Raw genomic sequence first — 14,323 nt, forward strand, 5'->3', positions numbered from 1 at the left:
TTTTGCACGGACGCTGCCTCGGCCCGACCCGAAGCCTGCAGGGATAAGTCGAAGGGACCGCGCAGCGGCGATTTTGCTGGCCGGAGCCCGGGGGTACAGGGGGCGGCGGCGACTGGCCGCCCCCTGTGCGCTCCCGGCGCCATGAGTGACATAACGCAGACGATTAACCGGGAGCGCAAACTACGCTGAAGCCACAGATAACATAAACAACCACACTGCAGTGCTTCCCCTCACCCTGGCCCTCTCCCGGAGGGAGAGGGAACCGTCCGGCTGGCCGCGCAAGCGCAGCGCCGCCGGGCGATGGCATCAGGCTTGGAGCCGCATCTATGCCGGGTGGCGGCTTGCGCCTGACCCGGCCTACAACCCCTACCATTCGAATCAATCGCGGTTTTTGTAGCCCGGACAAGGCGCGCCAGGCGCCGCCTCCGGGAGTTCAACGGCGATGACGTTACTTCTGCGTTTTGGCGAATTCGTCTTTGGCTTTCTGCAACTGCTGCTGGAAGGCCGGGTTGGTGTGCAGCGTAGCGACCACTGCGGAGCCGACGATGCGCGCCGCATCGACATCGCTCTGCCAGTGATAGCCGCAGATCACCCGGCTCTCGCCGAGCTCATAGCCGCGCTTCAAAATTTCGTTTTGCCGTTGCGGGTTGATCTCCGCCAGCACCAGGGCGGTGGCCCAGCCGATAGAGGTATGCCCGGACGGGTAAGAGCCGTTTTTCGACAGCTTGTCCTGCTCGGTGGTGTTGCAGGTGGAGACGCCATAGAACGCAAACGGACGAATGCGCATGTATTTCTCTTTCGCCCCGCGGGTCGCCAGATCGCCGGCGTCTTCAATCATATTGGTCAGCAGTTTGTGGAGCTGAGGCGCGTCTTTCTCGGTGATTGGGGAGCCAAAGGCGCTGGAGAAGGCGTTAGCCACGCCGCCCGCGCTGAGGTTGGCATCCTCTGCCGCCAGCTTCCCGCGCTCGGTATTGCGCAGCAGACGCCCCTGCTCATACATCGCCTGATCGTTTAAGAACGCGATACTGCCCACCGCCGGTGGCGGCGGCAACAGCGCCAGGCTGTCGATGGCCTGGGCGTTGGTCAGATAGTAGAGATCGGGCTTGGTGGTGACATCGTTCCCGGGGGGAACCAGAGCAAAGGCGCTAACGGAGAAGAAACTGGCCAGGCAAAGGGCAAGAACACGCTTTTTCATTAGAATTTCCTTACGTCATAATCAGTCCAGAGAAGACAGCGCTGTGTTGTCACATTTCTGTCATCTTTAAGTAAAAGTGAAAATGGTCGGGAAAAAATTGTCGCATCTCGCAAAAACGGCTTTTTGTCTGCTTAATGAGCAACCATACGCGATTTCAGACTGTCGTACTTACCACCCTGACGTTTGGGCGCTAACATAGCGGGATTGCAATGACAGGAGATGTCCATGAGCGAGCAAGCCATTCGTTTAACGCAATACAGCCACGGAGCCGGTTGTGGTTGTAAAATTTCCCCGAAGGTGCTGGAAACCATCCTGCATAGCGAGCAGGCGAAGTTTGTCGACCCGAACCTGCTTGTCGGCAACGAAACCAGCGATGATGCTGCCGTCTATGATCTTGGTAACGGCACGTCAATCGTCAGCACCACCGATTTCTTTATGCCGATTGTCGATAATCCGTTCGACTTTGGCCGCATCGCTGCCACCAACGCCATCAGTGATATTTTCGCCATGGGTGGGAAACCGATTATGGCGATTGCTATTCTCGGCTGGCCGATCAACACCCTGGCGCCGGAAATTGCCCGTGAAGTGGTGGAAGGCGGGCGCTTTGCCTGCCAGCAGGCCGGGATCGCACTGGCGGGTGGCCACTCCATTGACGCTCCGGAACCGATCTTCGGTCTGGCGGTCACCGGCGTGGTGCCCACCGAGCGCATCAAGAAAAACAGCACCGCGCAGGCGGGCTGCAAACTGTATCTCACTAAACCGCTGGGCATTGGCGTACTGACCACTGCGGAGAAAAAATCGCTGCTCAAGCCAGAGCATCAGGGACTGGCGACGGAGACCATGTGCCAGATGAACCTCGCCGGCGCTGCGTTTGCCGCCATCGACGGGGTGAAGGCGATGACCGACGTTACCGGCTTTGGTCTGCTTGGCCATCTCAGCGAGGTGTGCCGCGGGGCCGGCGTGCAGGCGCAGCTGCGCTATGCCGATATCCCGAAACTGCCGGGGGTGGAAGCCTATATCGCCGCCGGTGCAGTGCCGGGCGGCACCGGGCGCAACTTTGCCAGCTACGGCCATCTGATGGGTGAGATGCCGGCGGAGTGGCGTGACCTGCTGTGCGATCCGCAGACCTCTGGCGGCCTGCTGCTGGCGGTAACCCCGGAAGCGGAGGCGGAAGTACAGGCGGCCGCGGCGGAGTTCGGCATTAAGCTGGCCGCCATCGGCGAGCTGGTCACCGCCCGTGGCGGACGAGCCATGATCGAGATCCGTTGATTCGATGCGGTTGTTTATTGCAGAAAAACCGAGTCTCGGTCGGGCGATCGCCGATGTGTTGCCTAAACCGCACCGCAAAGGCGATGGCTATATTGAGTGCGGCAACGGGCAGGTGGTCACCTGGTGTATCGGCCACCTGCTGGAACAGGCGCAGCCGGACGTCTATGACAGCCGCTATGCCCGCTGGAATCTCACCGACCTGCCGATTGTGCCGGAGAAATGGCAGCTACAGCCCAAACCCTCGGTCACCAAACAGCTCAATGTGATCAAGCGCTTGCTCGGCGACGCCGAGCAAGTTATCCATGCCGGCGACCCGGACAGAGAAGGGCAGTTGCTGGTAGACGAAGTGCTCGATTACCTGCAGCTGGCGCCGGAGAAGCGTCAGCAGGTGCAGCGCTGTCTGATTAACGATCTCAATCCGCAGGCGGTGGAGCGGGCGATCAACCGCCTGCGCGCCAACAGCGAGTTCGTGCCGCTCTGCGTGTCGGCGCTGGCGCGGGCGCGCGCCGACTGGCTGTACGGCATCAATATGACCCGGGCCTACACCCTGCTGGGGCGTAACGCCGGCTATCAGGGGGTGCTCTCCGTAGGGCGGGTGCAGACCCCGGTACTTGGCCTGGTGGTACGCCGCGATGAAGAGATTGAAAACTTCGTCGCCAAAGATTTCTTCGACGTGAAGGCGCATATCGTCACGCCGCAGGAAGAGCGCTTTGTCGCCACCTGGGTGCCGAGCGAAGCCTGCGAACCTTACCAGGATGAAGAAGGGCGTCTGCTGCATCGTCCGCTGGCCGAGCACGTGGTTAAACGTATCGAAGGCCAGCCGGCGCTGGTGACCGCCTATAACGATAAGCGCGATTCCGAACCCGCACCGCTGCCGTTCTCGCTGTCGGCGCTGCAGATTGAGGCGGCCAAACGTTTCGGCTTCAGCGCGCAGAACGTGCTGGATATCTGCCAGAAGCTGTACGAAACCCATAAGCTCATTACCTACCCGCGTTCGGACAGCCGCTACCTGCCGGAAGAGCACTTCGCCGGCCGCCATGCGGTGCTGAATGCGATTGCTGTCCATGCGGCGGACCTGCTGCCGCAGCCAGTGATGGATCCGGAGATCCGCAACCGCTGCTGGGATGATAAAAAGGTCGATGCGCACCATGCGATTATCCCGACCGCCCGCAGCAGCCAGGTCAAGCTCACCGATAACGAAGCGAAGGTTTACCACCTGATCGCCCGGCAGTATCTGATGCAGTTCTGCCCGGACGCGGTGTTCCGCAAATGCCAGATTGACCTCGAGATCGCCAACGGTAAGTTTGTCGCCAAGGCGCGTTTTCTGGCAGAGGCTGGCTGGCGGACGCTGCTGGGCAGCAAAGAGCGCGATGAAGAGAACGACGGCACGCCGCTGCCGGTGGTGGCCAAAGACGATGAACTGCTGTGCGAGAAGGGCGAAGTGGTGGAGCGTCAGACGCAGCCGCCGCGCCACTTTACCGATGCCACGCTGCTGTCGGCGATGACCGGGATTGCCCGTTTCGTACAGGATAAAGATCTGAAGAAGATCCTCCGCGCCACCGACGGTCTCGGCACAGAAGCGACCCGCGCCGGGATTATCGAGCTACTGTTTAAGCGCGGTTTCCTGACCAAAAAGGGGCGTTATATCCACTCATCGGATGCTGGCCGGGCGCTGATTCACTCCCTGCCGGAGATGGCCGCGCGCCCGGATATGACCGCCCACTGGGAATCGGTCCTGACGCAGATCAGCGAAAAGCAGTGCCGCTATCAGGACTTTATGCAGCCGCTGGTGGGGACGCTGTTCCAGCTGATCGATCAGGCGCGGAGCACGCCAGTGCGTCAGTTCCGCGGCCTGGCCGCGCCAGCCGGGGCGAAAAAATCGTTCACTAAAGGTAAAGGCAAGCCGAAAGGGAAAAAAGCAGCAGACGATGCTGCGCCGCCGCCGCAGTAACCCGCCGGTGGTCGCGAGGATGTGAATCCCCGCGGCCACCGCTTCTCCGCCAGCCAGGTCAATGGTCTACACTAAACAGCCGGGCAGGGCTTGACGACTTTCCCCCCTGAATGCGCCTTCGCGCTTCCCGATATCATTGCTCATTTCTCTCACCGGCGATAAGGAGGACCCGTGAAATATATCGCTATTAGCCAACCGGGCGGCCCGGAGGTATTGCAGATCCGCGAAGGAGAAATCCCTGCTATTGGGGAGAATGAGGTGCTCATTGCGGTGAAAGCCGCCGGCGTCACCGGCTCAACCATGCGCGGCCGGACGGCGGCGGAGAAACAGGAGGTTGCCGAGGCCCATGCCTGTCTGGACAGTGGTCAGCATCTGGGGAAAGTGGTGATCACGATGACGTCGTGAGACGCATCCCGGCGGGCAGCCGCCGGGATGGAGTCAGGGGAGGTTAAATCACGCCCTGGGCCAGCATGGCATCCGCGACTTTCACGAAACCGGCGATATTCGCGCCGCGCACGTAGTTGGTCTGCTTCGCTTCGCCGCCGTACTGCACGCAAGCGTGGTGGATATCCAGCATGATGTGATGCAGACGGGCATCCACTTTTTCCGCTTTCCAGCCCATGCGCGCGGCGTTCTGCGCCATCTCCAGACCGGAAGTCGCCACGCCGCCGGCGTTGGCCGCTTTGCCCGGGGCAAACAGCACGCCAGCTTCCAGGAACAGGTCGGTTGCGGCGATGGTGGTCGGCATGTTGGCGCCTTCCGCCACGGCCTTGACGCCATTGGCAATCAGCTGGCGGGCGGCATCGACGTCCAGTTCATTCTGGGTCGCGCAAGGCAGGGCGATATCCACCGGCACTGACCACGGCTGCTGGCCTTCAAGATAGGTGAGGCCAAATTCGCGGGCGTAGTCGGCCACGCGGCCATGGGCACGCTCTTTAATGTCGATCAGGCGGGCCAGTTTTTCTTTGGTGAAGCCCGCTTCGTCAACGACGGTGCCGTTGGAGTCGGAGGCCGTGACCACCCGCGCGCCAAGCTCCATCGCTTTCTCAATGGCGTATTGCGCGACGTTGCCGGAGCCGGAAACCGCCACGCGAGCGCCTTCAAAGCCGAGGCCGTGACGTTTGAGCATCGCTTCGGTGAAGTAGATCAGACCGTAACCGGTGGCTTCCGGACGGATCAGGCTGCCGCCAAAGGAGAGGCCTTTACCGGTGAAGACGCAGGCGCTGTTGTTGGAGAGCTTGCGCATCATCCCGGCCATAAAGCCGACTTCGCGGCCGCCGACGCCGATATCGCCCGCCGGTACGTCGGTATCCGGGCCAAGGTGGCGATAGAGCTCGGTCATCAGCGCCTGGCAGAAGCGCATCACTTCGCCATCGCTCTTGCCTTTGGGATCGAAATCGCTGCCGCCTTTTCCGCCGCCCATCGGCAGGGTGGTCAGGGCGTTTTTGAAGGTCTGCTCGAAGCCAAGGAACTTGAGAATCGACAGGTTAACCGACGGGTGGAAACGCATCCCGCCTTTATACGGGCCGATGGCCGAGTTGAACTGCACGCGCCACGCGCGGTTGACCTGGACCTGATTGCGGTCATCCACCCACACTACGCGGAACTGGATCACGCGCTCCGGTTCCACCAGACGTTCCAGCAAAGCAAGCTGACGATAGCGCGGATTTTCCTCAAGGAAAGGCCACAGGGTGGTCATCACCTCCCGGACGGCTTGAGCAAATTCGGTTTGATGAGGATCGCGCTGTTGAACGCGGGTGAGAAAGCCTTCCAGAGTGCACGTCTGATCCATAGATATAAGGTCCCCTTATGGTTGTGGTTGCATGTATTTATTATGATTCGGTCCTTGAAAAAACCGATTTTCCGACTATAACACCGCTAATCCTTAGGCAAGCAAGGAAAAATTAAGCCGACAACAAAATTTATAATTGGCCGCCAGTCATAACTAAAAGCGATGACGAGGCGGCGGGCGGATCAGCGGACGGAAAGGGAGGGACGCTGGGAAATAAAGGCGTGCAGTAGAGGGATATCGGCCGGGGCGAGATCGAGGGCCAGCGCTTCTGTGGAAAGGCACCAGCGCAGCTGACTATGATAGTGGGCCTGCGGTATGCCCTGAAAGTGCGGTACCCACCAGGCGTGCAAATGGATCTGGCGGCCGGAGACTTCCCGCTGATGGCTGGCGATATAGCATGCCGGGTGGGCGATGATACCCATCTCCTCCTGTAGCTCGCGGGCCAGCGCCTGCGGCTGGCTTTCACCAGGCTCGACTTTGCCGCCAGCGAACTCCCACATCCCCGGCTGGTCGGCGTGGGGTGGACGCTGCGCCAGCAAAATCTTGCCATCCTGTTCAATAATGGCCGCGACAACATCAATCATTTTTAGCATAAGCATCAACGTTAATAGGACGAATCTGGCCTATTATCACCGCCACAGACCTTGACTGACAACCGCCAACCCTGCTGGAGACCTCCGTGCTTGATAGCCACCTGCATCCGCGCCTCAAACCCCTGCTTAACGCTGTCGCCGGCGCGCTTGACCGCCCGGGTATTTCACCGGACGGGCTGACGCTGCTCGGTTTTGCCATCGGTGTGCTGGCGCTGCCCTTTCTGGCGCTGGGGTGGTATAGCGCGGCGCTGGTCGCTATTCTCCTCAACCGCCTGCTGGATGGTCTGGACGGCGCTCTGGCGCGGCGGCGCGGGCTCACGGACGCGGGGGGCTTTCTCGATATCGCACTGGATTTTCTCTTCTACGCCCTGGTGCCGTTCGGCTTTATTCTGGCAGATCCGCTGAACAATGCCCTGGCGGGGGCCTGGCTGCTGTTTGCCTTTATCGGCACCGGCAGCAGCTTTCTCGCCTTTGCCGCGCTGGCGGCCAGGCATCAGATCGCCAATCCCGGCTACGCCCATAAATCGCTGTACTATCTTGGAGGCCTGACGGAGGGGACGGAGACCATCCTGTTGTTTGTCCTCGGCTGCCTGTTTCCGGCGCATTTCGCCTGGCTGGCGTGGCTGTTTGGCGCGCTGTGCTGGCTGACGACGGCGACGCGTATCTGCAGTGGCTACCAGACCTTAAAGCGGGTAACGACCACAGCGTAAACGGGTATCGCGCGTCGCCGACAAAGGGCGACGCGCTGAGGCGGGACGAGTTACTGACTGCTTTCCGGGCCACGTTCTCCGTGGGCGACCGGATTGTGCGGGTTGCTGCTCCATTCGTACCAGCCGCCGTCGTACACCGCGATGTGCGGCCAGCCCATGACGCGGGCATACATAAAGGTTTCCGAGGCCCGCCAGCCGGTCCCGCAATAGAACGCCACTTGCTGGCTCGGCAGAATGTTCCACTGGCGCCACAGGGTAGCGATATCGTCAGCGCTGCGCATGGTGCCGTCCGGGTTATGGAAGTCTTCCATATGCGTGGAGTCGCTCCCGGCGTGGCCCCAGCGGGCGCCAGCGATGTCACCCTTCGGCTTGATATAGCTGTAGCCGCTGGTGGTGCCGATAAACTCCGGCCACGAGCGGACGCTGACCAGCGAGGCGTCCTGACGATGCAGCAGCCCGCGGGCTTGTTCGGTATCCAGCATCAGCTGCGGCTGGCCGGGGATCGGCGCGCCGAAGTCCTGCGCCGGTTGCTGCGTCGGCGGCATGCCGCGCTCGACCGGCAGCCCGGCGTCGGACCAGGTCTGCCAGCCGCCGTCAAGCAGGCGCACGTCTTTGACCCCGGCATACAGCATGATCTGCGCCACCCGCGCTGCGGCGTAGACGTCGCGACCGTAGAGGATCACTGTGGTGTCATGCCGGATGCCGTGCTTCGCCAGCATCGCCTTCAGCTGTGCGTCGGACACTTTATTCCACAGCGGCTCGCTTTCCACCTCATTGGTATCGATATAGCCCGCGCCAGGGATATGGCTCAGCAGATAGAGTTTCGGCGCTCCCCACGCGGCTTCAAACACTTTCCAGTCGCCGGCCGGGGCGGCGGCTACGCTTTTTCCCTGCTGCAGGTCGTGCAGCCACTGCGGGTAGACCAGCTGTTCAAAGTGCGGCAGCTTTTGCAGGCGGTCGGTCTGACTCAGGGCATCGCTCAGCGTGCTGAGCCGGGTGAAGCCCGCTTGTTTCAGCCGTGCCGCCACTCTGGCGTTATCCTCCGGATTGCCGTACAGCGCGACGGGGGTATCCGGCTGGAGCTGGTGCTGCTTAGCCCAGGCGCGGAGCTGCTCGTCGCTCATGGCGCCGAGCCAGCGGGCGGAAAGATTCAGGGCCTGCGGCTCATGACCTTCGGGGCCGTTGGCGCGCTGCGGCCAGCCGTTGTAATAAGCGCTCAGCCGAGTGTCGATGGCCACGCCGTGCTGCTGTTGCAGGTGGGAGAGAGTGAGCGCTGGCATGGTTTCAGCGGCGCAGGTGGTGGAAGCAGCAAGCCCCATGAGCAGGGCGAGTGCGGTCAATTGAGAAACACGTTTCATCGAAATGCCCGACGGTAAAAAGTGGAGGGCGTATTCTCCGCTCGCCAGGCGCCGATTTCTTTGCGGTAACGCAGGTTTGCACGCTATTGCTCTTCATTGCCAGGTCTCCATCGCCAGGCAGCGTCCCGCCGGCGGACCGTCCTCGCGATCGTGGGTCACGAGGATCGCCGGAATGGCCTGGCGGGCCAGTTCCTCAAAAACCCAGCGGCGGAACGCGGCGCGCAGGGTGGCATCCAGACGGCTGAAGGGTTCATCGAGCAGCAGCGCCTCGGGGCGCGCCAGCAGGGCGCGCAGCAGGCTCACCCGCGCCCGCTGCCCGCCGGAGAGCGTGGCCGGGTCGCGTGGGGCGAAGCCATGCAGCCCGGCGCGGGTGAGCGCTTGCTCCACTGCGGCTTTTCGCGCCTCGCCGCGCACACTCTCCGGCAGCGCCAGCTGTAAATTTTGCCCGACGCTGAAATGGTCGAACAGTAACGGGTCCTGAAACAGGATGCCGATGCGTCGATGCTCCGTCGGCAGCGTATCGCAGCGACGTCCATTGAGCCATAGCTCGCCCTCGGCGCGGAAATCGCCGGCCAGGGCGCCAATCATCCAGGCAAACAGCGTCGATTTTCCGCTGCCGGAAGGGCCCATCAGCGTCAGCACCTCACCCGGGGCTACCGAAAAGGCGACCTCCCGCAGCAGCGGCTGGCGTCTCACACTCAGGGTCAGATGGTTTACGGTTAGCACTAGCGAAGTCCTCGTCGATAGCGGCCCGCCAGCCAGGCCAGCAGGGCCGTCAGCGTAAAGCATACCGCCGGCAGCAGTAATTGCCATAGCGCCTGGGCGGCGAGCGTCTGCGCCTCGCCACCGCTGCTGAGCGCCACCGCCTGGCTGGTGAGCGTCGGAATTCGGCCAGCCCCCAGCCATAGCGTCGGCAGATACTGCGCGATGCTCACGGAAAAGCCCACCGCCAGCGCGGTCAGCAGCGGGCGGGTCAGCGAGGGCAGGGTCAGCAGCCAGAAAATACGCGTGGGCCCCCAGCTGAGCGTGCGGGCGATAATCGCCATCCGCGGATCGCGCTGGCGCCAGGCCGGGCGCAAAATAAACAGCATCCATGGCACCACCCACAGCAGATGGCCCCACAGGACGGTCCACCATTCGCCGTCTAGCCAGGCGTACAGCGCCAGCCGGTACTGGCCAGCGGCCAGCGGCAGGGCCGGCAGGACCAGCGGCAGCCAGACCCAGCCATCTCCCCGCGTCGGGCCGCAGGCCAGCCACAGCAGGCAGACAGCCGCGCCGAGGGCGCAGGCCGCCAGCGCCAGGCCAAGGCTGTTGCCGAGGGCATCCATCTGCGGTGGCGCTGAGCGCGCCAGCCCCGCCAGCAATAGCGCGCCCAGCAGACCGCTCAGCGGCAGCAGCGCCGCCAGCAGGCGGCCGGGCAGGGCATGAGGATGAGGGTGACGAACACCGCGCAGATTGGGCTGGTACTGGCGCTGTATCCGCCACCCTCCCCAGGCCACCAGCGCCAGCCCGCCGAGGATCGTCATCAGTAACAGGCTGGCCAGCGCCCCTTTGGCCTGCTGCAGGTCATCGCCCTGGCTTAACCACTGCCACGCCAGCACGGCGAGAGTGGGCGGATTGCCGGGCCCCAGCACCAGGGCGACATCGACCGCCGACAGACTCCAGGCGGTGGTGGCCAGCAGCACCATGCCGAGGGCGGGCAGCAGCGCGGGCAGCACCAGCCAGCGCAGACACTGCCAGCGGCCGTAGCCGAGGCTCTTCATCGCGGTCGCCTGGTCGGCGAGGCGTTTCTCCCCCAGCAGGCCATAGATCACCCACAGCACAAAGCCACTCTCTTTCAGGGCCATCGTCAGGCCAAGTCCGATGCCATACCGGTCAACCGGCGGCGTCAGAAGCGGCAGCCACTGCCAGATCCAGCCCCCTTCGGCGAACAGCAGCAGCGCCGCCGTCGCCAGGGCAAGATGGGGCACCGCCAGCAGCAGCGGCAGACGGGAAGCCAGTCGACGCCAGCGGGCCGAGGGCCAGAGGGCCGCGACGACGGTCAGGGCGATCAGCAGCGCGCCGCCGACGGAAAGCAGCGTCGAAACGAGCGTGGCGGCCAGCGCCTGGCTCAGTTGCGGGTCGGCGAACAGCGCCCGCCAGTGGGCCGGGGAGCGCGCAGCGCCCACCAGTTCCCCGGCGGCGGGGAGCAACGGCAGATAGATCGCCGCCATCGCCCCCCAGGCCAGCAGGATCAGTGGGTACCGTAGCGACGCAGCCATTCCTGCTCCAGCGCGTCAACCCACGCCGCGTGCGGCTCGGCGAGCACCGGCGGCAGATCCTGCGGCAGGGCTGCTGCCAGCGCCTGGCGCTGGCCGTCAGGCAGACGCTGCGGGTCCAGTACGCTCGGATCGCCCCAGACGGCGGCATCGGCCTTGCGCAGCTGCGCTTCAGGCGAGAGCAGGAAATTCGCCACCACTTTGGCGCCAGCGACGGCGCGGGCGTTAGCCGGGATGGTAACGAAATGGACGTTGCCGAGGGTCCCCGCGGTAAAGCCGAAACTGTAGCTGTCAGTCGGTAATTCGCCGCTGGCGGCTTTCTGCCGGGCGTGCAGCGGGTTAAACGTGAGCGATAAGCGGAGGGTGCCATTGTTGAGCATGGCATCCATGCGGGCCGGCGACGCCGGGAAATCCTTGCCTGCCCGCCACAGAGCCGGGTGCAGCTCATCGAGATAGCGCCACAGCGGGGCCGTGACCGTCGCGAAGGTCGCCGTCTGCGGCGGCTGGCGCAGGGCGGCCGGTTGGTCGGTGAGGGCAATCAACAGTTGCTCCAGCAGGGCGGTGCCAGTGAAGTCCGGCGGCCGCGGGTAGGTCACGCTGCCGGGATGGGCTCTGGCGAAGGCCAGCAGCGCCTGCGGGCTGGTGGGCGGCTGCGGGGTTTGCCCGCGGCGGGCGATAAACGTCAGCTGGGCGCTGCCCCACGGCGACTCGGCACCGTCGGTGGCGACAGAAAAATCTTCCCGAACCGGTTTTTGCAGATCGACGTAGCGCCAGTTGGGCAGCGTTCCTGCCCAGCCGGTAAGCAGCAGGTTGGCCTGCTTAAGCGTGCGAAAGTTTTCGCCGTTGATCCACAGCAAATCTATTGATCCGCCCCGCTGACGGCCAGCCTGCGCCTCGCTCTGGATACGTTTCACTGCGTCGGCGGCGTCGGCGATGGGGACAATACGCAGGTCGATCGCGTAGTGGCGTTTGACCTCCTCGCTGACCCACGCCAGATAGCGGTTGACGGCCGGGTCCCCGCCCCAGGCGTTAAACCAGACGGTCTGCCCGCGGGCATCCGTCTGGATCTGTCGCCAGCTGTCGTCGGCATTAACCGCCAGCGGCCAGAGTAGCAGCAGGCACAGACAGAGGCTGAAATCACGCAAACGGCGCATCGTTACTCCTTATTCTGCGAGGAAAAGGTGGGCTTCTGACACAACCCCTGGGCCGGGATCGCCATCGCGGCATTGAACCGCGCTGATAAATTTTGCAGGCCAATCAGGGCGGTCAGCTCGGTGAGCGCCTGGGCGTCAAAGTGCGCGGCCAGCGCGCTGCGCAGGGCATCATCCACTGCCGGGGGCGTCTGGGTGGCGGCTTCGGCATAGGCCAGCGCCAGACGCTCTTTGTCGTTGAACAGCGTACTGCTGTGCCAGTCGGCGACCGCCAGCAGCTTGTCCTGGCTCCCGCTCCGCGCAGCGAGTGTCATGCTGGTGATATCGATACAGAATTCGCAGTGGCACAGCTGGGCGATGCGGGCGCTGACCAGCGATCGCAGAACTGGATCCAGCGGCGAGCGGCGGCGTTCAATGTAGCCCACGAACAGCGAAACCAGGTAAAACAGCCACGGGATCCGTCCCCACCAGCGAATGGGGCTCAGCACCTGGCCGTAATGCCGGCGGTGCAGCCAGGCCTGCGGACGAAGGATCAGGGGGACAGAATCCAGCGGGGGTAAGCTCATGGCGACGATCTCTTATGACGTTCACGGTAAATATTTTTGGCGATAGAGATGACCACCGCCAGGGCAAAAAGCAGCGAAAGCCCGGTGGCCAGCCAGAAGGTGCCCCCGGTGAGCAGACTCCCGGCCCAGGAATAGACGATAGTCGCCGGCAGCTGGCCCACGCCGGTGGCCAGCATAAAGGGCCAGAAGCGCAGCGAGGTTAGTCCGGCGGCATAGCTGACCGGGTCAAACGGGACAAACGGCAGCAGGCGGCAGACCAGGATCGTCTGCGGGCCAAAGCGAGTGAAATAGCCGTCGACGCTGCGCAGCACCGCGCGGCCGGTGAGTTTTTCCACCACTTCGCGCCCCAGCGCTCTGGCGATGCAGAAGCAGAGCCCGGCCCCGACCATGGCGCTGAACCACGACAGCGCACCGCCCCAGAAGGCGCCGAACAGGGCGGCGTTCGCCAGGGTAATCAGGAAAGCCGGCAGCGGAGCGACGATCGCCTGGAGGATCATCAGCGCAAATGAGACCAGCGCGGCCTGCGGCCCCCAGGAGGCGATAAACCCTCTGACATGCTGCGGATCCAGCGACGCTAACGCCGTCAGACTCTGCTGCAGAAAGGCACGCCCGCCGGGTAACCACCACCAGGCGGCCAGCCCGGCGACGGCCACCACCGCAAGGGCCAGCCGGGCGCGGCGCAGGTGACGGCGATCAGGTTGGGTCATGGCGAACCTCCTCGCAGGGCGTTGCCACACGGCGGGCGCGGGCAAACCGTTTGCCCATCTGCACCAGGGCAAACAACAGCCCGCCGGCGAGGCTCAGTTTGAGCGCGAAGGCGAGGGTCACCCCCTCGCGGGCCAGTTCGCTGGCCATGACTGAATAGATGACCAGACCTGGCAGGGTGGTCACGGCGGAGATCAGGATAAAGGGCCAGAAAGGGATCGCCGTCAGGCCGTAGGCGTAATTCTGAATGTTGTAGGGAAAGAGCGGCACCAGGCGGGTGAGGATCAGGAAATCGCAGCCGCTGCGGGCGATACCGCGCTCAATCGCCTGAAAGGCGGCGGTATGGCCCACATAGCGCTGCAGCAGGTCACGCCCAAGCCAGCGGGCGATTAAAAACGACAGCGCGGAGGCGAGGGTGGCGGCGGCAAACGAGAGCAGGGAACCTGTCAGCGGGCCGAAGAGCATCCCGCCGGCGATCACCAGCAGGCTGCCGGGGATCAGACACAGGGTGGCAATGATAAACAGCGCGACATAGACCAGATACCCCCAGGCGCCCTGATGGCGCAGGGTGTCCTGAAGCAGATGAAGGTGAGTCAGCAGATCGTGGAGACCGACGCGATGGCTGATAACGGCCAGCGTGGCCACCAGCGCGAGAAGTCCCAGCCCTTTACCAATGGCCGGATGACGGCTTCTTTTGCATGAGGGGTGCTCCTGTACAGTCTGGACGCAGTGGACATCAAAAAGTGCGCGCGACAGTATCCTGTTCCGACGACCG

At 63.4% G+C, this 14,323-nt stretch carries 13 protein-coding genes and 1 pseudogene; 4 read left to right on the forward strand and 10 right to left on the reverse strand.

What is annotated here, in order from left to right; translation table 11 throughout:
- Positions 1–448 precede the first annotated feature (448 nt).
- Entirely contained in the window at positions 449–1,195 is a 747-nt protein-coding gene (gene phoC / locus CWM61_RS26715) for an acid phosphatase PhoC (protein WP_074386160.1), read from the reverse strand.
- A gap of 225 nt (positions 1,196–1,420) precedes the next feature.
- Here phoC and selD point away from each other — a divergent pair, with 225 nt between their 5' ends.
- The 3 genes and pseudogenes from selD to CWM61_RS29720 all read left to right on the forward strand — a co-directional run.
- Entirely contained in the window at positions 1,421–2,464 is a 1,044-nt protein-coding gene (gene selD / locus CWM61_RS26720) for a selenide, water dikinase SelD (protein ID WP_100632186.1), read from the forward strand.
- Between the two features lie 4 nt (positions 2,465–2,468).
- Positions 2,469–4,415: a DNA topoisomerase III gene (locus CWM61_RS29715; protein WP_074386158.1), complete on the forward strand. Its 1,947-nt coding sequence runs from the start codon at positions 2,469–2,471 to the stop codon at positions 4,413–4,415.
- 171 nt (positions 4,416–4,586) lie between these two features.
- A pseudogene (locus CWM61_RS29720) lies at positions 4,587–4,703 on the forward strand (NAD(P)H-quinone oxidoreductase); the annotation flags it as partial.
- A gap of 160 nt (positions 4,704–4,863) precedes the next feature.
- Here the strand turns inward: CWM61_RS29720 and gdhA are convergent.
- Complete coding sequence (gene gdhA / locus CWM61_RS26735; protein ID WP_004176526.1) at positions 4,864–6,207, reverse strand: NADP-specific glutamate dehydrogenase; 1,344 nt, start codon at positions 6,205–6,207, stop codon at positions 4,864–4,866.
- Between the two features lie 182 nt (positions 6,208–6,389).
- On the reverse strand, positions 6,390–6,800 hold the full coding sequence (locus CWM61_RS26740) for a pyrimidine (deoxy)nucleoside triphosphate diphosphatase (protein ID WP_100632204.1): 411 nt from the start codon (positions 6,798–6,800) through the stop codon (positions 6,390–6,392).
- An 86-nt stretch (positions 6,801–6,886) separates the two neighbouring features.
- Here CWM61_RS26740 and CWM61_RS26745 point away from each other — a divergent pair, with 86 nt between their 5' ends.
- A complete protein-coding gene (locus tag CWM61_RS26745) occupies positions 6,887–7,510 on the forward strand; it encodes a CDP-alcohol phosphatidyltransferase family protein (RefSeq protein WP_040975813.1) in 624 nt (207 codons plus the stop codon).
- Between the two features lie 50 nt (positions 7,511–7,560).
- On the opposite strand, the gene CWM61_RS26750 is transcribed toward CWM61_RS26745, so the two are convergent.
- The 7 genes from CWM61_RS26750 to CWM61_RS26780 all read right to left on the reverse strand — a co-directional run bounded on the left by CWM61_RS26750 (position 7,561) and on the right by CWM61_RS26780 (position 14,193).
- Entirely contained in the window at positions 7,561–8,868 is a 1,308-nt protein-coding gene (locus CWM61_RS26750; protein ID WP_100632188.1) for a sulfurtransferase, read from the reverse strand.
- 93 nt (positions 8,869–8,961) lie between these two features.
- Positions 8,962–9,594 (reverse strand): ATP-binding cassette domain-containing protein, encoded by a 633-nt coding sequence (locus CWM61_RS26755; protein ID WP_100632189.1) that lies wholly within the window; start codon positions 9,592–9,594, stop codon positions 8,962–8,964.
- Positions 9,594–11,129, reverse strand: a complete 1,536-nt coding sequence (locus CWM61_RS26760; protein WP_100632190.1) for a thiamine ABC transporter permease — start codon at positions 11,127–11,129, stop codon at positions 9,594–9,596. Before CWM61_RS26760 ends, CWM61_RS26755 begins: the two co-directional genes overlap by 1 nt.
- A complete protein-coding gene (locus tag CWM61_RS26765) occupies positions 11,102–12,280 on the reverse strand; it encodes an ABC transporter substrate-binding protein (protein ID WP_100632191.1) in 1,179 nt (392 codons plus the stop codon). Before CWM61_RS26765 ends, CWM61_RS26760 begins: the two co-directional genes overlap by 28 nt.
- 2 nt (positions 12,281–12,282) lie before the next feature.
- Positions 12,283–12,843: a carboxymuconolactone decarboxylase family protein gene (locus CWM61_RS26770; protein ID WP_100632192.1), complete on the reverse strand. Its 561-nt coding sequence runs from the start codon at positions 12,841–12,843 to the stop codon at positions 12,283–12,285.
- Positions 12,840–13,550, reverse strand: coding sequence for a TVP38/TMEM64 family protein (locus CWM61_RS26775; RefSeq protein WP_100632193.1), 711 nt, complete (start codon positions 13,548–13,550; stop codon positions 12,840–12,842). The genes CWM61_RS26770 and CWM61_RS26775 overlap by 4 nt, the downstream gene beginning before the upstream one ends.
- Positions 13,537–14,193 carry a TVP38/TMEM64 family protein gene (locus tag CWM61_RS26780; protein WP_100632194.1) on the reverse strand — a complete coding sequence of 219 codons (657 nt, stop codon included), beginning with the start codon at positions 14,191–14,193 and terminating at the stop codon, positions 13,537–13,539. The genes CWM61_RS26775 and CWM61_RS26780 overlap by 14 nt, the downstream gene beginning before the upstream one ends.
- Between the last annotated feature and the right edge of the window lie 130 nt (positions 14,194–14,323).

Origin of the sequence: Klebsiella sp. K-Nf6, assembly GCF_002806655.1 — a bacterium.
Classification (GTDB): domain Bacteria; phylum Pseudomonadota; class Gammaproteobacteria; order Enterobacterales; family Enterobacteriaceae; genus Klebsiella; species Klebsiella variicola.